This is a genomic window from Halomonas sp. M20 (assembly GCF_020622265.1).
GTDB lineage: Bacteria > Pseudomonadota > Gammaproteobacteria > Pseudomonadales > Halomonadaceae > Modicisalibacter.
In genome coordinates this window covers 175,781-195,356 of record NZ_JACNMQ010000005.1, presented here as the reverse complement: position 1 = coordinate 195,356, position 19,576 = coordinate 175,781, and the positions used below count along the sequence as shown (strand labels likewise).

Sequence of the window (19,576 nt, the reverse complement as noted above, 5' to 3'; positions counted from 1 at the left end):
TTGCGCCGGTTAAACGGAATAGCCCAGTACCCGTGGCAACCACAGAGCAATCTCCGGAAACAGCGCCACCATCAGCAGCGCCCCGCCCATGGCCACGACGAAGACTAGCGCCCAGCCCAGGGTCTGCTCGAGACGGATCTTCGCCACCTCGGTGGTCACCATCAGATTGACCGCCACCGGCGGTGTAAACTGGCCGATGGCGATATTCATCGCCAATAGAATGCCGAACCAGACCGGATTCCACTCGAAGTGCTGCATGACCGGCACCAGGATCGGCATCAGGATCAAATAGATGGAGATGGCATCCAGCAGCATGCCCGCCAGCAGTACTGCCAGCATGATCAATATCAGCAGTACCGCGCCGTTATCCGACAGCGCAATCAACCACTCCGCCATATGCCGGAAGGTGCCCAGCATGGTACCTGCCCAGGCAAAAATGCCCGCCAGGGCGATGATCAGCATCACCACACCAGAGATCGTTGCCGCCTCACCAAACAGTTGCCACAGCTCGCGCCAGTCGAGTTCCCGGGTGATGAACAACCCCACTAGCACCCCGTAGGCCACCGCCACCACTGCCGCTTCCGTCGGTGTGAACAGGCCACTACGCAGGCCGCCTAGAATGATCACCGGCGCGAACAGCGCCGGCAATGCCTGGCGAAAACTTTGCCCTAGAGGCGGACGCTCTACCTCTGTAGGGGTTTCCCAGCCATGGCGGCGTGACAGGTAGAAAACCGGCACCAACAACGACACGCCAGCTAGAATGCCCGGAAACAGACCCGCGGCGAACAAGGCACGCAGATCGACCCCCGGCACAACGATAGAGTAAAGGATAAGCGCCACGGAAGGCGGTATGAGGATTGCCGTGGAAGCCGACGCTGCAATCAACGTGGCGGAAAATGGTTTGGGATAGCCCGCGCGTGTCATGCTGGGCAGCATCACCATGGCAACGGCAGCGGCATCCGCGGGCCCGGAGCCGCTCATGCCCCCCATGATCATGCATACCAATACCGCTACCAGGGCCAAGCCCCCGTGGCGCGGGCCAATCAGCGCCTGGGCGAAACGCACCAGCCGTGCTGCCACCCCAGCCCGCTCAAAGATCAGTCCGGTGAGGATGAACAGTGGAATTGCGATCAGCGGATACTTGGCGATGCTATTGTAGGTATTGGTGCCAAGGGTGGCGAGCATCATCGGCGATAAGCCGGTGACGATCCCTATCGCGCCTGCCAATCCTAAGGAGAGCGCCACCGGCACGCCGGCGATCAGAAGCCCCAGGAAACTCAGGACCATCCAAAGATCAGGGCTCATCATCAAGCGTTCCACGCAGGCGATCCAGGGTCTGTTGTGCCTGGCGCAACAACATCAACGCTGCCAACACTGGCAACCAGATCAGATACCACCACTGCGATACGCCAAGCCCCGGCGATTGAGTCTGCCACTGGTACTCTTCTAGGGTCAGTTTGGCGCCGAACCACAGGATCAGGCCCAGTACCGTGGCCCCTGCCAGCCCCTGGAAAACGATCAGCGCTCGGCGTGGCGCTTCAGGCAAGGCGCGCTCCAGCAAGCTGATGCGCACATGACGATTGCGCCGCAGGGCCACCGCCGCCCCGGCAAAAGTCAGCACCACCAGCAGAAACACCGAGATTTCCTCGGTGAAGGCGAAAGACACATTGGTCACATAGCGCACCACCACATTGCCTAGGCTGATCATGGCAATTATCACCAGCGCCAGAGTCGCCAGGATTCGCTCGAGTCGAGCATCCGGTTGGGATTTCATGACTGATCCTTTGACACAAGACCGGCCTCGTCTCGAGGCCGGCCAGTTACCATTGAAATGGCAGGCAGTGTTTCAGCGCTTTTCCACCGCTTCGCGCGCTGTCGCGACCAACTCTTCACCGATCTGTGGCGTCCACTCCTCATACACGCTTTGAGTGGCCTCGATGAAGGCTTGACGCTGATCCTCAGTGAGTTCGCTGACCTCGACCCCGCGCTCCTTGATCGCCGCCAGGCGCTCGTTTTTTTGCTCGCGGGACATCTCGATCTCCCACTGCCCGGCATCAATGGCTGCCTGGCGCAGAAGTTCGCGATCTTCTTCGGGGAATTGCTGCCAGATTCGCTGATTGACGGCAAAGATCAGCGGATCGTTCATGTAGTGCCATAGAGTCAGATATTTCTGCCCCACCTGATCGATTCGCGCCACATCGAATACCGACAGCGGGTTTTCCTGGCCATCCACGGCGCCGGTAGTCAGGGCCGGCTTGGCATCCGCCCAGCTCATCTGCGTTGGATTGGCCCCTAGCGCAGTGAAGGTGTCCTGGAACAACGGCGAGCCAACCACACGGATCTTCAAACCGTCGAGATCTTCCGGCGACACAATCGGCTGTTTTGAATTGGAGAGTTCGCGAAAGCCGTTCTCGCCCCAGGCCAAGGGCATTACGCCACGGGATTCGATGGTATTGAAGACCATTTCACCAGCCTCGCCGCCGGTGATCGCATCCACCGAACCAGTATCCGGCATCAGAAACGGCAGCGAGAACAGGTTGAGCTCCGGCACCTGAGGCGACCAATTGATGGTCGAACCCACTGCCATGTCGATCAGCCCCTGGCGCATCGCCGAGAACTCCCGGGTCTGATCGCCATTGACCAGCTGGGAATTGGGATAGACGCGTAGCGTGATATCGCCATCGGAACGCTCCTCGACCAGTTCCGCCCATTTTTCCGCGGCCTGCCCCCAGGGGAAGTCCGCAGAGAGTACGGTAGAGACGGAATATTCCCGCGCCTGGGCACTCAAAGAAAAGCACAGAAGCCCGGCACCCAGAGCAGTGGCGGAAAGAGATAGCAAGCGGCGTGTCAACATGGGCGGTTTCCTTGCATTAGGCCGGTGTTCGGCCCGGATGTCTTATTATCGATGGAGCCTGCATTGTAGAAAAAGCACGCTTAGAAGTGGAAGCGTATTATCAGGGAAGCGTCAAACGATCACCAACCTTGATGCCTCGAGCGTCGAAATAGCCCGCATTGACTTCCAGCGCCGCATGAAACGGCACCCCTGCAGGATAGGAAGGGCATCTTGCCACTTGCTCGCTTTCGCAGGGCGGCATGGATCGAATGGCGCGAATCTCGCCATCATTCCCGAGAAAGGCAATATCCAACGGGATGCGAGTACGATACATCCAGAAACCGCTGCTGGCTGGCTGGCGCTGGGTATAGACGAACAGCATGCCGGCCTCTTCTGCCAGACGATCCCGCTCCATCAAGCCAAAAGAACGCTCCTGAGGTGTGCGGGCGATTTCGGCCACAAGACGGTACGTTTCATTCTTGCCTTCAATGACGATGCTATCCCGTTCCAAAGACCAGGCCGGGCTCACAAGGCACATTGTGAAGAGCACTATCACCACGCAGATAAAAAAATTCGATTGCCTGTTCATCTTCCCATGCCACCTTGCCAAGCGATGTTTATTCGAAAACTCTTCTCGAGGCCCCTATACTGGCGCCCGCCCTACTCTTCAATCAAGGACGCTTCGTGCCCCTTCGCGACCTGCTGCTCGGCCTGGTGGTCATTGCCATCTGGGCACTCAATATTATCGTCATCAAGGTGGGCGTGGCGGATATGCCACCCCTATTGTTGATGACGTTGCGTTTCATGCTGGTGGCAGTGCTGGTCGTACCTTTCGCGCGTATCGATCGAAACCAATTGCCGTGGCTGCTATTGCTGTCGGTGACCTTCGGCGGCCTGCACTTCCCACTGCTCTTTATCGGAATGGGGCAGGCAGAAGCCGGCACCGGTGCCCTGCTGGTGCAAATGGGCACCCCCTTCGCCACGCTACTGGCCGCCGCCTTTCTCAAGGAGCGCCTTGACCTGCGCCGCTGGCTGGGGCTGGTATTGTCATTTGCAGGGATCATAGTACTGGCAGGCGGCCCATCACTGCCAGCGCCATTACCTACGGCGCTGTTACTCGCCAGCGCCTTCTTCTGGGCGGTATCCAATATGCTCATCAAGGTCGCCCCGCCTATAGCTCCCTTCACCTTGGCCGGCTGGATCGCGCTGTTCGCAATTCCACAGGTGGCATTGGGATCATGGATATTCGAGAACGATCAACTCGCCGCCTTGTCGCGCGCCGGCTGGGCTGGCTGGGGTGCGGTGCTTTACACCGCCATCATGTCCTCGATCGTCGCTTATACGCTATGGTATCGCCTGCTGCAGAAACATCCGGTCAGCCGCGTCGTGCCCTTGACGCTGCTGATGCCGGTATTCGCGGTACTGCTGGGAATGTGGCTACTGGGCGACCCCTTGGGCATCAACAAGCTGGCGGGCGGGATCATGGTGATCCTGGGTCTGGCGATCATCAACATCCGCTTTGGCAGGCTTCGTCGAGCCCGTTCTTTAAAACGGTCGCCCGATGGGCTCTGACGAAGCCTAGATTCTTTTCAGCCTTGGCGTCGCGATGAATCTTCAACATCAGATTTCTTGTCGATATTCTCTTTCTGAGAATTCTTATTCGTGACATTAGGCGCCGTCGGCGCATCCTTGGCTACGTTGGTGTTGTAATCGGGTGTCGCAGGACCATTGCTGACACCGTCGGCACTGCCACTCGACATCGGCGGCAATCCTGAGCCGTGAATGGCAGGATCGCTCTTGGCCGATTCATCGTCTCGCATCGATGTATCCCGATCGACTATTTTACGCGCTTCATCCGCTTGCTCTTTTCTCTCCTTCTTGTCTTTCGGCAACGATCCTGTATCGACTCCATTGGATTCGGACATACGACAACTCCCGGTTTCAGGATATCTATTCTGTAGTGTCACTTGCCGGTTTTAGTCCAGCGCTAATCGTGCTGTCTCTGGCAAGGCATGGGTAGACAACGAAAACGGGCCGCCGGTTCATCACCGGCGGCCCGCTAATATCCCGTGTCGAACACGGAATCACGACATCTTACTTGGTCGCTTTCTGAACGTTCTGCTGTGCAGTCTCATTGACAGACTTCACGTTTTCCTGAACCAGCTGCTGGCTCTTCTCAGCGAATTCCTGGTTCATCGCAACAACTTTCTGGGTATCGTCCTTTAGACGCTCGCCCATTTCCTGAGCGACCTTCTGCTGGCTGTCGACGAAAGAACGCAGATCGTCGGAGTTCTTGATGTTGAGCATTGAACGCGCCTGGCTGAAGCTGGCGTTGGAATAGGCCTTGGCAAACTCATATTGAGTATTGAGAACGCGCTCGGCGTATTCTACGGTCAATGATGCATAGGAACGCATCGGACCAAAGAACAGAGACTGAAACTGCTGGTTCATTTGGTTGGCTTGCTTGTTCATGCGATCAGTATTCGTGTTGGCCATGTGGCACCTCCATTGAGTGACGTATGTAAGGGCCTCGCCCTTTGCTGCTATGCACAATAACAAAGACATTGCTGCAGTGCAACAACGAGTTCGAGCTTTTTACTAAACGCTCCCTTCTTCATGATTATCGTTCTCTCGCTATCGATCAGAATGGCGTAGAATGGCTCGCCTAGTCCAAGTAAGTGCAGCGTCGGTTCAATGAGCGAGACGGCGCTGGCCAACGCGCCCTGACACACTACCGCTCCAGAGACACACTATGGGATTGAGAGAAATAGCGCTGGGAGGTATCTATTTCAGCCCCTTGCTTCTGTATGCACTTCTCGGTGTCTTCTTTGCCGCCGTGCTGCGCACTTTCCTGCACCGCTGGCTGGGGCCCCGGATTCTCTGGTTCGAGGCCTGGTTCGATCTGGCCCTGTTCGTAATCGTCACGGCTGTAATCGCCTTTCTGTTTTCTTTGACCTGGTGACCTTGCTTCATGCGCACTTCAATACGCCTTTTGATTACCCTGGCGGTGGTTCTGCTTGCTATCGCGGCAGGCGCCTGGCTATGGCATTACTACCTCTATACCCCCTGGACGCGGGATGGTCGTGTGGCCGCGGATGTGGTTACCATTTCCCCGGATGTCAGTGGCTGGATCGAAGAGCTCGCCGTCAAGGACGCACAGCAGGTCGAGAAAGGCGAGGTACTGCTCACGCTGAATACGGCGCGCTACGAAGCAGAGGTGAACGAGGCCGAAGCAGAGGTCGCCAACCGCAAGGCGCAGCTCGAGTTGAAGCGTCATGAAGAGAATCGCCGTAATCGCCTGAGCAGTCAGGCGATCAGCAAGGAGGATCGCGAGGTATCGCGTATCAATACGCGCCTGGCACAGGCGGAACTGGCAAAGGCCCAGGCGCAACTTCAGGCTGCGCGTCTGGATCTGGAACGTACCACCGTGGAAGCGCCAGCCACGGGCTACATCCTCAACCTGCAGCTCGCACAAGGCGATTATGTCTCGCGGGGCGAGCCGGTCATGGCGCTGGTCAAGGCCGATTCCTTCTATGTCATCGGGTATTTCGAAGAGACCAAGTTGACGCGAATCCATCTGGGCGATACCGCCCATGTGCTGCTGATGAGCGGCGATACCCGACTGAAAGGTCATGTTTCGGGGATCGCGCGCGGTATTGCCGATGACAATCAGCAACTCGATGCGCAGCTGTTGCCCCAGGTCAAACCGACCTTCAACTGGGTGCGCTTGGCTCAGCGTATCCCGGTACGCATCACTCTCGACGATGTTCCCGAGGATGTGCTGCTGAGCGCCGGCATGAGTGCCTCGATTCGCATTATCGGCGACCCCGATTCCCCGCAGGAATAGAGCGTCCTTCATGTCACCCTTTCTGCAAGCCTTTCTGACGCCCTCCTCCACGGCGGTAAAATTCGCCCTCAAGGGTGTGATCGCCATGTTCCTGGCGCTTTACATCGCACTGTGGATGGATCTGGAGCGTCCTCACTGGGCGATGATCTCCGCTGCCTTTCTACAGATACGTCCCATGAGCGGCATGGTGATCGAAAAAGGCCTATGCCAACTGGGGGGCACCATCATCGGCGCTCTGGTCGGCATTCTGATCATGTCCCTATTCACCCAGGCCCGGGTGCCAGCGCTGATGATGCTGACCTTCTGGGTCATGACGTGCATCTACAGCGCCTCGCTCACACGCAACAACTTTGCCTACGGCTTCGTCATGGGGGCGGTTACGGCAATGCTGGTGGTGGTCATTTCCCATAGCGGCGCGTCCAGCGTATTCGATGTCGCCGTGGCACGCATTTTGGAAATAGGGCTCGGCGCGCTGTGTGCCACTCTCATCAGCGCCCTACTGTGGCCAACTCACGTACGCCATCACCTGGCCAGGCAGGCGGACGAAACTTTAAAACATGCCTTTACTTACTCCGCGCGACGTCTCGAGGGCCATAGCAGCCGTGAGATGCTGGCAACGTTGACCGCAAGCCTCGAAGCATTGATGACCCTGGAAACGGATAGCCAGGCCGCACGCTATGAAGACCCTTCAGGCCCGGGGCGGATCCGGGGTGCTCATCTGCTGACCCGGCGTACCATGCGTCTGCTGGCCACTACGGAAGCCCTCGATCAGTTGTTGCTCGATCCGCGCTCTCGGCTGAACGATGATGTCCGACATCTGGCTCAGGAAACCTCGGTGATCTTTCTAGAGGCAAAGGCCATAGACGACCCGGCGGCTGCGCGTGAACGCCTGCAGCAGCAGCGCCATGTTACCTACGAACTCGAAACCGAAGCGCTTTCCACGCTGTCGCTACGAGTACTGCTCGGGCTGCGGGAGATCCTGGGGCATGCGTCCATCATGCTCGAGGCCCGGGCCACCATCGACCATCCCGAGGCTCACCGCTTGCGCAGCCCTTCGCTTTCCTGGCATCGGGATCATCTGGTCGCCGGCCTCAATGGACTGCGTGCCGGGGTGGTATTCAGCTTCGTGGCAGTATTCTGGCTCATGACCGCCTGGACCAGTGGCACTACCGCGCTACTTCTGGCAACGCTTTTTTCGGGTATTTTTGCAAGCTACCCTAACCCCGCCAAGGTTGGCACGGTGCTGCTCAAGGGGATGCTGGTAGCGATACCCAGCGCCTTTCTGTTCGGCCATGTGCTGCTATCCCAAGCCAATGGCTTTCCCATGCTGGCCATGTTGATGGGAGTACCCTTGTTTATTGGCCTCCTTGGCGCAGGTCATCCGGCCACCATCGGCTATAGCCTGCCCTTTACCGTTGCCAACATCCTGCTGACCATGCCCGGCAACGACATGAACTTCGCTATCGATAACTTTCTCAATCGTGGGCTCGCGGTGGTGATTGGCGTCTGCGCCATGGTCATGGGTTTTCGCCTCATTCCTGCCTTCAGCGAGAAGCTCATCCGACGCCGTTTGACCAGCTCCACGACCCAGGATCTGGATCGGGTGGCGCGGCGGCCTCCGCAGCAGACGGATATCTGGTTCAGCGACCGCATGGCGGATCGCCTGCTGAAATTGGCACGCCACGACGAGATGCTGCCTGAGGATCAGCGCCACTTGCTCGCCCTAGGCCTTTCCGGACTCGACATGGGACGCGCCTGCCTGCGCTTGCGCCGGCGCCTGGACGATGTCGACGACACCAAGGTACAAACGGCTTATCGCCATTTGCTCGAGCTCTTCGCCGATGGCTATGCGCAAAGCTCGGTCGGCCAGGTTCCCCGGAACTTCATCGATGCCGCCCACACGTTGCGTGAGCGCGTGGCGGACAGCACTGCGATCTCTTCCAAGCAGCGCTTGCTGGTCGAGGGCCTCATCGAGCGCATGGCGCACTCCTTCGAACGCCAAGCAAGTCAGATGGCCAAGGCCCCGGCCAGGCCTGTTGAGTCAGGTCTCTTGAATATCGACGCGGCGTAAGGCCTTGCGTCCCAACCCATCGTGCAGATCAAGCATCCGTTCAACCCAGCCATGCACCGGATCAGTGCTAGAGACAAGCTCGACCCTCGAGACGTTGCGTGCCCACATGAAATGACCGAAGACTAGATAATCCGCGCCGGCCGGTGCCTCGCCATCCAGGAAATCGGCTTCTTCCAGGCGGCCACGCAGCGGCCCAAGCGCCTGATCCAGCATGTTCAATCCTGTACTGGGGTCATGCATCTCTTCCAGCGTACAACCTAACGCCTTCTCTCGACTTTGACGAAAGTAGTCGCGATCATTCGGGTGTACCGCATTGAACAGATCCATCACGACGATACGCAGGATGCCTGGGGCCAGGGAGCGCTCGCTGTAGAACTTGAAAAACCGCGCCCGGGCTTCGGCTTTTCCTTCATCCGATTCAGCGCCCAGCAACGGCTTGTCCGGATAGCTGCGATCGAGATGGCGAAAGATAGCGTAGCTATCGACAACCGTCGTTTCACCATCGACCAGCACCGGCACCTTGCCCTGCTCGGAGAACTCGAGCGCCTCTTTTTCCGTGAAATGCCAAGGCCTCGTCTCGTAGGCCAGCCCCTTGTGAGCCAGCGCGTATTTCACACGCCAGCAGTAAGGGGAAAAACGCAATTCATCATCGATACCGCACAGATCGTAAAGTAAACGGGTCATGCAATGTCCTCTAAGGTGGCTAATCGGTCGACGCTAACACTCTGCCAGCATGAGCGCCAATCCCCCATTACGAACACTTCCTGACTTGTCTATTGGTCTAATGATTCCCCCATGACACTCTGGCCACTCCTGAGGTGTGGATGCCGACAATAGAATTTATGCTTTACGAATCAACCAGATAAAAAAATAAGACGACTGGGCCTTAGCGCTCTTGTAAATGTCCGCACAATGGTAAAAAACAAAACTGGCGTTTATTGTTCAGCGGTGTATCCCCTAATGCGACAGTCGATAACGACGCTATCCGACGCAACGCATGAACAAAAACAAGCGAGGCTAACCCCATGAATCAAACGCTGCTGGCCCTGCTGGCTTTCACTCCCCTGCTGTTGGCGGGCATTTTGCTGATCGGATTTCGCATGGCGGCAAAAATCGCCATGCCCATCGTCTTTCTGGTCACGGCCCTGATTGCGCTATTGGCCTGGGACATGACCTTTACTCGGGTACTGGCATCGACCTTTCAAGGACTGATGCTGACCGTGGCGATCCTGTGGATCATCTTCGGCGCCATCTTGCTGCTCAATACGCTCAAGCATTCCGGCGGCATCGCCGCCATTCGCAATGGCTTTTCGGGTGTCAGCCCGGATCGTCGCGTGCAAGCCTTGATCGTCGCCTGGCTGTTCGGCTGTTTCATCGAGGGGGCCTCGGGATTCGGCACCCCGGCGGCGGTCGCCGCCCCGCTGATGGTGGCACTCGGCTTTCCGGCACTTGCCGCCGTGGTGGTGGGTATGATGATCCAATCCACGCCGGTCTCCTTCGGCGCGGTAGGCACGCCCATCGTGGTCGGGGTTACCGGCGGCGTCGATAAAGCCGGCATCACCGAGCAGCTCGTCGCCAATGGCGCCAGCTGGGAGAGCTACTTCCGTCTGATCACCTCCGAGGTGGCGATCACTCACGCTATCGTCGGCGTATTCATGCCATTGATCATGGTGATCATCATGGTGCGCTTCTTCGGTGCCAATCGTTCTTGGAAGGAGGGTTTGGACATTGCGCCTTTCGCTCTTTTCGCCGGTGTCAGCTTCGTGGTGCCCTACGCCCTGGCCGGGGTGCTGCTGGGACCGGAGTTTCCTTCCATGATCGGTGCCATGGTGGGCCTGGCCATCGTCGTGCCGGCAGCGCGCAAGGGTTTCCTGCTGCCCAAGACGACCTGGGATTTTCCGGAATCCACCTCCTGGCCGGATGAATGGATCGGCAAGTTGGAAATCAAGGTCGACCAGATTGCGGGGCGCACGCCAATCTCTACCTTCATGGGCTGGGTGCCCTATGTGCTGCTGGCGGTACTGCTGGTGATTTCTCGCACCGTCGATCCGATCACGAACGCATTGAAATCCCTGGCCTTGAGCTGGAACGACATCCTGGGCGAGGCCGGTATCTCCGGCAGCATCCAACCGCTTTACCTCCCCGGCGGCATTCTGGTGATCGTGGTACTGATCACCGCCCTTCTGCACCGCATGCGCGGCGGCCAGCTTGGCGCGGCCTTGAATGAATCCACCAAGACCATCCTGGGCGCCGGTTTCGTGCTGATCTTCACCATTCCGATGGTGCGTATCTTGATCAACTCCGGGATCAATCAGGCGGATCTGGTCTCCATGCCCGTGGCCATGGCCCAGGCAGTCGCGGATGGCGTCGGCGGTATCTACCCGCTCTTCGCGCCCGCCGTGGGGGCACTTGGTGCTTTCATTGCCGGTTCCAACACCGTGTCCAATCTGATGCTGGCGGACTTCCAGTTCAACGTTGCCGAACAGCTGGGGCTCTCCACCGCCATGATGGTCGCTCTACAAGCCGTCGGCGCCGCCGCAGGCAACATGATCGCCATTCACAACGTGGTAGCCGCCTCGGCCACGGTCGGCCTGCTTGGTCGTGAGGGCACGACGTTGCGCAAGACCATCCTGCCCACCATCTACTATGTGCTCTTTACCGGCATCATCGGACTGATCGCCTTCTACGGCATAGGGGTTGCCGATAGTTTGTTGAATGGCTGATGGCTAGCCTTGCGATGCAAAGTCACGCCGGTGCGCAGCTGGCGTGGCTTTTTCTTCAGGAAGAGAATGGCTCGACAGCGCCGTTTCGCATACGCGCGTAACGACGGGCCAATATGGCACATACGAATAGCTGTATCTGATGAAACAGCATCAGCGGCAGAATGATACTCCCCACCTGCTGGGCGGAAAACAGCACATGGCCCATGGGTATCCCGCTGCTCAGGCTTTTCTTGGAGCCGCAGAAGACGATGGTGATTTCGTCTTCTTGCGAAAATCCCAACCGGCGGCTTGCCTGGGTCGTAATGATCAATACGGCTGCCAGCAACACGCAGTCGACGACCACCATGACAGCCAATGCCTGAAGCGATAGCTGCTCCCAAAGTCCAGCGACTATCGCCTCGCTAAACGCCATGTACACCACCATCAGGATCGCGCTGCGATCCACCAGTCCGACCATTCGTTTATGCCGCACCATCCATGTCCCCAACCAGCGCTGTACCACCTGGCCGAGTAGAAACGGCGCCAACAGCTGCAGCAGGATGGCGCCCAAGGCATCGAAAGAGACGCCCCCGGCCTGGGCACTCATCAACAGCCCTACGAGCAACGGGGTAATGAACATGCCGAGAATGTTCGATGCAGAGGCCGAGCAGATCGCCGCTGGCACATTGCCCCCGGCAATGGAGGTAAAGGCAATGGATGACTGTATCGTCGAAGGTAGCACGCACAGAAACAGAATGCCCATGGCCAGGGCTGGCGGTAGCAAGGTGGGCGCCAACAGACCAAGGAGTAGCCCTAGTATCGGAAACAGCACAAAGGTGCTGGCGAATACCACCAAATGCAGGCGCCAGTGGATCATCCCCTTGAGCACCGTGCGCGGCGACAGCTTGGCGCCGTGCAAGAAGAACAACAGCGCAATGGCCAGTTTGGTCGCCAGGGAGAATGCCTCGGCGGCCTCGCCGCGCACCGGCAGCAGCGAAGCGAGGAACACCGTGGCGAGCAGCATCAATACGTAGCTGTCGATGTTCAACCGTTTGAGTAGCGTCACAGGAAACCTTCACGTCACGGATCAGGATAGCGGCAGACATCATACTAGGCGTGAGACGCTGCCGCTTACTTTCCCTTGCCTAGGCATCCATTCAAACGTTTTTCCAGGCCCGGGAATTGACGCATCGGATGTCCGTTCGCTTCATGCTTTTGGAAGGCATTTCCACAAATTAGACCAATGGCTGGGCCGGTCAATGCCCTAGGTACTGGACAGTGCCTTCAGTAACGCTCAGATTGAAGGACACCTTGCGACAAGAAACCGAGGCGATCATGAACATTCTCTACGACGAACGGATAGATGGTGTGTTGCCCGCCTCGGACAAGGCGAACGCACTCCAACACTTGCAACACGCCTTGCCCGACATGACCTTGCTGCATCGGGAAGAAGATCTGCGCCCTTTCGAATGCGATGGTCTCTCCGCCTATCGCGTACTGCCGATGCTGGTCGCCATGCCCCACACCCTCGAGCAGATCGAGACACTGATGCGCACCTGTTTCGAGCTGGGCGTGCCGGTGGTCACTCGGGGCGCCGGTACCGGTCTTTCCGGAGGCGCTTTGCCACTGGAAAAAGGCGTGTTGCTGGTCATGTCACGGTTTTCACGCATTCTCGACGTTGATCCGAACGCGCGCATCGCCCGCGTCCAGCCCGGGGTTCGCAACCTGGCTATTTCCGAAGCGGCAGCCCCTTACGGGCTTTACTACGCCCCGGACCCTTCTTCCCAAATTGCTTGTTCGATCGGCGGCAACGTAGCCGAGAACGCCGGCGGCGTACACTGTTTGAAATACGGCTTGACGGTGCACAACGTGCTCAGAGTCGAGGTCGTCACCATCGAAGGCGAACGCATGACCCTGGGCTCGGAAGCCTTCGATGCCCCCGGCTTCGACCTGCTCGCCCTGTTCAACGGCTCCGAAGGCATGCTCGGCGTGATTACCGAGATCAGCGTGAAGCTGCTGCCCAAGCCCGAGAGCGCCAAGGTATTGATGGCCAGCTTCGACGACGTCGAAAAAGCCGGCAAGGCCGTCGGCGACATCATTGCCGCGGGCATCATCCCCGGGGGCCTTGAGATGATGGACAAGTTGGCGATTCAGGCTGCGGAAGACTTCGTCAAAGCAGGCTATCCGGTAGAGGCCGAGGCGATACTGCTGTGCGAGCTTGACGGCGTGGAAGCGGACGTCGACGACGACTGCGCCACAGTGCGAAAGGTACTCGAAGAGGCCGGCGCTAGCGATATTCAACAGGCCCGGGACGAAGCCGAACGTGCCCTGTTCTGGGCCGGACGCAAGAACGCATTCCCGGCGGTCGGGCGCATGTCGCCGGACTACTACTGTATGGACGGCACCATCCCCCGCCGGGAACTGCCCAAGGTGCTCAAGGGGATCGCCGCTTTGTCGGAAGAGTACGGCCTGCGGGTCGCCAATGTCTTTCATGCCGGCGACGGCAACACCCATCCGCTGATCCTGTTTGATGCCAACGAACCCGGAGAGCTGGAAAAGGCCGAGACCATCGGCGGCAAGATTCTCGATCTGTGTGTCGAGGTGGGCGGCAGCATCACCGGTGAACATGGCGTGGGGCGCGAGAAGATCAACCAGATGTGCACCCAGTTCCAGCCCGACGAGATCACCACCTTTCATGCGGTAAAGGCAGCCTTCGACAGTGCGGGCTTGCTCAATCCAGGCAAGAACATTCCGACGCTGCACCGCTGTGCCGAATTCGGCGCCATGCATGTGCATAATGGGGAGTTGCCGCATCCCGAGTTGCCCCGCTTCTAGGTGAAAAGTGGCTGCGCTCGCTGCCTTTTCACAGAAATTGCCAAGGAACTAAGCAATGCAACAGCATGAGCAAGATCAATGTCACGCACATGCGGAACCTCAGCAGGCGACGGGCCAGAATAGCGCCGAGGCGCTCTGCGAGCGTGTCAGTCAAGCCAATATCGACAAGACACCACTAAGAATAGAAGGCGGCGGCACCAAGGAATTTTATGGTTGCCGGGTCGAGGGCGACGCATTATCGCTTACCGAGCATCGCGGCATTACCCATTATGACCCGGTGGAACTGGTGGTTTCAGTGCGCGCCGGTACGCCGCTGGCGGAGCTCGAGGCGGCGCTGGATGCGGAGCATCAACAGCTCGGGTGCGAACCGCCTCACTTCGGTCCTGCCGCCACCGTCGGTGGCATGATCGCTACTGGCTTGTCCGGTCCGCGTCGCCCCTGGGCAGGTGCCGTACGCGATTTCGTGCTGGGCACCCGACTCATTACCCATGAAGGCAAGCATCTACGCTTCGGCGGTGAGGTGATGAAGAATGTCGCCGGCTACGATCTATCGCGGCTGATGGTCGGTGCCCAGGGCACCCTTGGCGTCATCACCGAGGTCTCGCTCAAGGTATTGCCCAAGCCCAGCGCGCTTCACAGCCTGCGTCTCGAATTACCCCTGGATGATGCGTTGGAGCGTTTTACACAGTGGGGCCGCCAACCGCTGCCGATCACCGCCGCGGCCTATCATGAGAATGCGCTGCATCTGCGTCTGGAAGGCGGCAGGAGTTCCGTGGCCGCGACGCGAGAGCGACTGGGTGGAGACGATCTCGACAGCCGCTTCTGGGAAAATCTGCGCGAACAGCGTCTGGCTTTCTTCGACGACACCGATCCGCGTCCGCTGTGGCGTCTATCGCTGCCCAATAACACCCCGCCGCTGGCGCTTGCGGGTGACGTACTCTATGACTGGGCCGGCGCCCAGCGCTGGCTGCGCAGTGACGTCGAGGCCAATACGTTGCGCGAGACCTTAACTCAGGCCGGCGGTCATGCCACCTGTTTCACCTTCGGCCGCACTGAGCCATTTACGCCGCTCGCTGAGATCGTTGCCCACTACCATCGACGGCTCAAGACTCAGCTCGATCCCAACGGTATTTTCAATCCCGGCCGGCTTTACCCGGAGTTTTAAGCATGCAGACCAACTTCACTGAAGCAGAGCTGCAGAAATCGCATATCCGCGAAGCGGATCGCGTGCTGCGCACCTGTGTGCATTGTGGCTTCTGCAATGCCACCTGCCCCACCTATCAACTGCTTGGGGACGAACGTGACGGCCCCCGCGGGCGCATCTATCTGATGAAAGAGCTGCTGGAAAGCCCCGAGGATGACGACCAGATAACCAAGGAAACCCAGCTTCATCTGGATCGCTGCCTGCTCTGTCGCAACTGCGAAACCACCTGCCCCTCCGGGGTCGAGTATCACAAGTTGTTCGATATTGGCCATGCAGAGGTCGACCGTCGCGTGGGACGCACGCCCAAGGAGCGCGCCTTGCGCTATGGCTTGCGCCACGCCTTGGTCGATCCCAGACGGTTTGCTTCGCTACTCAAGCTAGGGCAGGTCTTTCGCCCCTTGGTGCCTGGTGTTTTCAAGGACAAGATGCCGGCCAAACCCGCGGACCCCGGCAAGCGGCCAGAAGGAAAGCAGCATGCCCGGCAAATGCTCATTCTCGAGGGCTGCGTTCAGCCGGGGCTCTCTCCCAATACCAATGCCGCAACAGCCCGAGTGCTCGACAAGCTGGGTATCGGGCTGACTCCCGCACCAGACGCCGGCTGCTGTGGCGCCATTGATTATCACCTCAGCGCCCATCAGGCCGGGCGGCAACGCATGCGCCACAACATCGATGCCTGGTGGCCCCATGTGGAAGCCGGCTGTGAAGCCATCGTACAAACTGCCAGCGGCTGCGGCGCGTTCATCAAAGAGTATGGCGAGATGCTCGCAGACGACCCGGACTACACGGAGAAGGCCAGACGCATCAGTGGCCTGACCAAGGATCTGGTCGAGATTCTGCGCGATGAGAATCTCGAGGCACTGAAGATCGATGGATCACGCAAGCTGGCCTTTCACTGCCCTTGTACCCTGCAGCATGCGCAGCGCCTGGGTGGCGTGACGGAAAGCGTACTCACCCGCCTCGGTTTCAGCCTGACGCCCGTGCGAGACGCTCATCTTTGCTGTGGCTCTGCAGGCACCTACTCGGTCACCCAGCCGGAACTGGCAAAACAGCTACGGGACAACAAGCTCGACGCCCTGGAAGCCGCCAACCCTGAAACGATCGTGACCGCCAACATCGGCTGTCAGACTCACTTGGACGGCGCCGGTCGAACCCGGGTTCGGCACTGGATCGAGATCGTCGACGAGGCGCTGGTATCGACTTGAGTCTTTTCACGAGTCTTCAATAAAAGGAATAACAACATGCAACAAAAACCAGTACTGACTCTCCAGGATACCAACGCCATCCTCGATGCCGCTCAGCGGGAAGCCGAAACCAATGGTTGGGCAATCACGGTCGCCGTGGTAGACGATGGCGGCCATCTGTTGGGTTTGCGTCGTCTCGATGGCTGTCCGCCGGTGTCCGCCTATGTTGCCAGCGAGAAAGCACGAACCGCCGCGCTGTCACGGCGAGAAACTCACATCATCGAAGAGATGATCAATAACGGCCGCACCGCGTTTGTAACGGCGCCGGTAATGCAGGGCATGCTGACCGGCGGCGTCCCGGTGCTGGTGAACGGCCAGGTCGCGGGGGCTGCGGGTGTTTCCGGTGTCAAACCCGACCAGGATGCCCAAGTGGCCAAGGCAGGTATTCAGGCGATCAGCAGTTGAGTCAACGCAATGTCACCTGAGAAATGAAAAACGGAAGGCCCCGAAAGGCCTTCCGTTGTCATTCTTGCTTCACACATTCCATCGGCATCGTACCAATGGAACATCACCTGCACTCAGCGCCGGGCAATGATCCAGATGGCGTGAATGATCCCGGGAATATAGCCAAGAATCGTCAGCAGGATATTGATCCAGAAGTGCAACCCCAGGCCTACCTGTAGAAACACGCCTACCGGGGGCAGCAGAATGGCGAGAATGATGCGAACGATATCCATGTAAAACCTCCTTGTTGTCGATTGTTTGCCAATGAAATTGGCGACTGACCGCATCCATCATACGTGAGTGTTTTCTAGTCGTCATTCTCCTGCCGGGACGCGCGCGAATGGATCTTTTGCGTGAGCTGCCCCGAGCCCTCTGCCAACTGATCATGATAGCGCTCCCAATCTTCCCAATCAAAGGGCGTTCCGCTACGGGGCGGGTGGCTACCAGCCTCCCGCGCTCGCGCCCAGGCCAGCTCTTCGAGGGTTTGAGGTTTGGCATCCTCCTTGTCTAGGTCAATCCCTTTTTTGGCCATGTAATCCCGTGCATTCATACTGGACTCCTGAGATAAAAAATTACCATGACCTGAAGCGTGGCAAGCGCGTTTCTGACGCCCCAGAGATGCATGGCGATATTGCGACTGGCAAGATTCGTCTATAACTATTAGCGTTTGGATAATCGTGTACCGTGAAGGTTCAGCGTATGGCCACGGAAAGCATGCTATGACATGAAATCACATGGCATTGATTACGCGGTATGAAGAGCGCAGCCATAGGCGCTTCACGTCGCTCGAAGAGGACGATTCGACTCCAGAACGGGTAAATGGATGGGAGAACATGGTCATGCAGGAACGCGATGTCGACATTGCCGTCATTGGCGCCGGAACAGCGGGCTTGGGCGCCTATAGCGCTGCCAGAAAGCATACCGATTCGGTACTTCTCATCGAACAGGGCCCTCATGGCACCACCTGCGCCCGGGTCGGCTGCATGCCTTCGAAACTTTTGATCGCGGCTGCCAATACCGCCCAGGATGTACGCAATGCCGCGCCTTTTGGCGTCCATCCCGAAGGCGAGCTTCGCATCGATGGCCGCAAGGTGCTTGAGCGGGTACGCCAGGAGCGAGACCGCTTCGTCGATGGCGTATTGCGTTCTGTCGAGAACATCGAGCATGACAACAAGCTGACCGGGCGGGTCTGCTTCGAGTCGCCTCATATCCTGAAAGTCGATGATCATACGCGTGTTACCGCCAAGCGCATCGTGATCGCCACCGGCTCCAGTGCGACATATCCCGATGCTTTTCAAGCCGCCGGCGATCGCCTGGTCATCAACGATGACGTTTTCGAATGGGAAACCTTGCCCGAGTCGGTCGCGGTCTTTGGTCCGGGCGTCATTGGACTCGAACTGGCTCAAGCGCTGCACCGCCTTGGAGTGCGAGTGCGTGTATTCGGCATCGGTGGCGGCTTGGGGCCAGTGAGCGACGAGCGGGTGCGCGACTATGCAGACGACGCCTTCAACCAGGAGTTCTACCTTGATCCGGATGCCACCACCGAGACTATCGAACTTCACGGCGACAGCGTTGCCATCACCTTCATTGAACGCAACAGCCGTGAACGACTTACCGAACACTTCGATTATTTACTGGCAGCAACGGGGCGTAGCCCCAATATCGAGCATCTGGGGCTCGAGAACGCCGGTTTGACGCTCAACGATCATGGCGTGCCTCTGTTCGACGAACATCGCCTGCAATGCCGGAATACGGACGGCAGCCAGAGCCATATCTTCATCGCCGGCGACACCAACAATGAGTTGCCGGTGCTGCATGAGGCCTCGGATGAAGGTCATATCGCCGGTAACAACGCCGGCCGGTTTCCCGAGACCCGGAAGGGATCTCGGCGAGCGCCGCTTTCCATCGTCTTCTGCGATCCACAAATCGCTATCGTAGGATTGGGCTATGCTGGATTGAAAGCGCATTACGACGACAAGGCATGGGCATCCGGCGAAGTCTGTTTCGAGGATCAAGGGCGCGCTCGCACGATGCGAGTCAACAGTGGGCTGCTGCGCGTCTATGGCGAACATGCTTGCGGACGGTTTCTTGGTGCGGAGGCCTTCGGTCCCAGAGTGGAGCATCTTGCCCATCTGATGTCCTGGGCATTGCAGCAACGCATGACCGTGGCCCAGATGCTCGAAATGCCTTTTTATCATCCGGTCATCGAAGAGGGGCTACGGACGGCACTGCGCGACCTGAACGCCAATCTGCAGCTGGGTTCGGCGATCGCTGAGCGCTGCATGGAGCATGGCCCGGGAGATTGATACCTTCGACGCGCTAGCGAGCAGCGAGGCGCCTCATCATGAACCCGATGTATTCGCGACGTATGGCGTACACACTACTGACAGAAGGAATGC

General features: G+C 58.5%; 20 protein-coding genes. 10 read left to right on the top strand and 10 right to left on the bottom strand.

The annotated features are described in order from the left end of the window. Nucleotides 1-9: 9 nt before the first annotated feature. From H7850_RS14060 to H7850_RS14045, 4 genes are all read right to left on the bottom strand, one after another. Nucleotides 10-1,305, bottom strand: coding sequence for a TRAP transporter large permease (locus H7850_RS14060; RefSeq protein WP_227370216.1), 1,296 nt, complete (start codon nucleotides 1,303-1,305; stop codon nucleotides 10-12). Further along, nucleotides 1,295-1,774, bottom strand: coding sequence for a TRAP transporter small permease (locus H7850_RS14055; RefSeq protein ID WP_227370215.1), 480 nt, complete (start codon nucleotides 1,772-1,774; stop codon nucleotides 1,295-1,297). The genes H7850_RS14060 and H7850_RS14055 overlap by 11 nt, the downstream gene beginning before the upstream one ends. Nucleotides 1,775-1,846: 72 nt before the next feature. Further along, complete coding sequence (locus H7850_RS14050) at nucleotides 1,847-2,854, bottom strand: DctP family TRAP transporter solute-binding subunit (protein WP_227370214.1); 1,008 nt, start codon at nucleotides 2,852-2,854, stop codon at nucleotides 1,847-1,849. Nucleotides 2,855-2,954: 100 nt separating this feature from the next. After that, nucleotides 2,955-3,344: a DUF192 domain-containing protein gene (locus H7850_RS14045; protein WP_227370213.1), complete on the bottom strand. Its 390-nt coding sequence runs from the start codon at nucleotides 3,342-3,344 to the stop codon at nucleotides 2,955-2,957. A gap of 173 nt (nucleotides 3,345-3,517) precedes the next feature. Here H7850_RS14045 and H7850_RS14040 point away from each other — a divergent pair, with 173 nt between their 5' ends. Continuing rightward, on the top strand, nucleotides 3,518-4,405 hold the full coding sequence (locus tag H7850_RS14040) for a DMT family transporter (protein WP_227370212.1): 888 nt from the start codon (nucleotides 3,518-3,520) through the stop codon (nucleotides 4,403-4,405). A gap of 17 nt (nucleotides 4,406-4,422) precedes the next feature. Here the strand turns inward: H7850_RS14040 and H7850_RS14035 are convergent, their stop codons facing one another. Beyond that, complete coding sequence (locus H7850_RS14035) at nucleotides 4,423-4,758, bottom strand: hypothetical protein (protein ID WP_227370211.1); 336 nt, start codon at nucleotides 4,756-4,758, stop codon at nucleotides 4,423-4,425. 169 nt (nucleotides 4,759-4,927) lie between these two features. After that, the gene (locus H7850_RS14030; protein WP_227370210.1) at nucleotides 4,928-5,329 is read right to left on the bottom strand and encodes a phasin family protein; all 402 of its coding nucleotides are present in this window, start codon (nucleotides 5,327-5,329) and stop codon (nucleotides 4,928-4,930) included. A 256-nt stretch (nucleotides 5,330-5,585) separates the two neighbouring features. On the opposite strand from H7850_RS14030, the gene H7850_RS14025 reads away from it, so the two are divergent. Genes H7850_RS14025 through H7850_RS14015 form a run of 3 tightly spaced genes read left to right on the top strand, consistent with a single transcriptional unit; the run spans nucleotide 5,586 to nucleotide 8,751 of the window. Further along, entirely contained in the window at nucleotides 5,586-5,795 is a 210-nt protein-coding gene (locus H7850_RS14025) for a DUF1656 domain-containing protein (protein ID WP_227370209.1), read from the top strand. Nucleotides 5,796-5,804: 9 nt separating this feature from the next. Further along, nucleotides 5,805-6,680, top strand: a complete 876-nt coding sequence (locus tag H7850_RS14020) for an HlyD family secretion protein (protein ID WP_227370208.1) — start codon at nucleotides 5,805-5,807, stop codon at nucleotides 6,678-6,680. Between the two features lie 10 nt (nucleotides 6,681-6,690). After that, nucleotides 6,691-8,751 carry an FUSC family protein gene (locus H7850_RS14015; protein WP_227370207.1) on the top strand — a complete coding sequence of 687 codons (2,061 nt, stop codon included), beginning with the start codon at nucleotides 6,691-6,693 and terminating at the stop codon, nucleotides 8,749-8,751. Here H7850_RS14015 and H7850_RS14010 read toward each other — a convergent pair. Continuing rightward, nucleotides 8,722-9,435, bottom strand: coding sequence for a glutathione S-transferase N-terminal domain-containing protein (locus H7850_RS14010; RefSeq protein WP_227370206.1), 714 nt, complete (start codon nucleotides 9,433-9,435; stop codon nucleotides 8,722-8,724). The genes H7850_RS14015 and H7850_RS14010 overlap by 30 nt on opposite strands. A 341-nt stretch (nucleotides 9,436-9,776) precedes the next feature. Here H7850_RS14010 and H7850_RS14005 point away from each other — a divergent pair, with 341 nt between their 5' ends. After that, nucleotides 9,777-11,474, top strand: coding sequence for an L-lactate permease (locus H7850_RS14005; protein ID WP_227370205.1), 1,698 nt, complete (start codon nucleotides 9,777-9,779; stop codon nucleotides 11,472-11,474). Between the two features lie 55 nt (nucleotides 11,475-11,529). Here the strand turns inward: H7850_RS14005 and H7850_RS14000 are convergent, their stop codons facing one another. Then, the gene (locus H7850_RS14000) at nucleotides 11,530-12,519 is read right to left on the bottom strand and encodes a bile acid:sodium symporter family protein (protein WP_227370204.1); all 990 of its coding nucleotides are present in this window, start codon (nucleotides 12,517-12,519) and stop codon (nucleotides 11,530-11,532) included. 269 nt (nucleotides 12,520-12,788) lie between these two features. On the opposite strand from H7850_RS14000, the gene glcD reads away from it, so the two are divergent. From glcD to H7850_RS13980, 4 genes are read left to right on the top strand one after another with little or no spacing between them, the layout of a single operon-like run. Continuing rightward, complete coding sequence (gene glcD, locus H7850_RS13995) at nucleotides 12,789-14,288, top strand: glycolate oxidase subunit GlcD (protein ID WP_227370203.1); 1,500 nt, start codon at nucleotides 12,789-12,791, stop codon at nucleotides 14,286-14,288. Nucleotides 14,289-14,343: 55 nt separating this feature from the next. Beyond that, nucleotides 14,344-15,453, top strand: coding sequence for a glycolate oxidase subunit GlcE (gene glcE, locus H7850_RS13990; RefSeq protein ID WP_227370202.1), 1,110 nt, complete (start codon nucleotides 14,344-14,346; stop codon nucleotides 15,451-15,453). Nucleotides 15,454-15,455: 2 nt separating this feature from the next. Next, nucleotides 15,456-16,694: a glycolate oxidase subunit GlcF gene (gene glcF / locus H7850_RS13985; RefSeq protein ID WP_227370201.1), complete on the top strand. Its 1,239-nt coding sequence runs from the start codon at nucleotides 15,456-15,458 to the stop codon at nucleotides 16,692-16,694. Between the two features lie 36 nt (nucleotides 16,695-16,730). Continuing rightward, entirely contained in the window at nucleotides 16,731-17,138 is a 408-nt protein-coding gene (locus H7850_RS13980) for a GlcG/HbpS family heme-binding protein (protein ID WP_227370200.1), read from the top strand. A gap of 113 nt (nucleotides 17,139-17,251) precedes the next feature. On the opposite strand, the gene H7850_RS13975 is transcribed toward H7850_RS13980, so the two are convergent. Together H7850_RS13975 and H7850_RS13970 are read right to left on the bottom strand one after the other, a co-directional pair. Continuing rightward, nucleotides 17,252-17,410: a YqaE/Pmp3 family membrane protein gene (locus tag H7850_RS13975; RefSeq protein ID WP_227370199.1), complete on the bottom strand. Its 159-nt coding sequence runs from the start codon at nucleotides 17,408-17,410 to the stop codon at nucleotides 17,252-17,254. 74 nt (nucleotides 17,411-17,484) lie between these two features. Then, the gene (locus H7850_RS13970) at nucleotides 17,485-17,727 is read right to left on the bottom strand and encodes a hypothetical protein (protein ID WP_227370198.1); all 243 of its coding nucleotides are present in this window, start codon (nucleotides 17,725-17,727) and stop codon (nucleotides 17,485-17,487) included. A gap of 184 nt (nucleotides 17,728-17,911) precedes the next feature. On the opposite strand from H7850_RS13970, the gene H7850_RS13965 reads away from it, so the two are divergent. Further along, nucleotides 17,912-19,483, top strand: coding sequence for a dihydrolipoyl dehydrogenase (locus H7850_RS13965; protein WP_413614163.1), 1,572 nt, complete (start codon nucleotides 17,912-17,914; stop codon nucleotides 19,481-19,483). Nucleotides 19,484-19,576 lie beyond the last annotated feature (93 nt).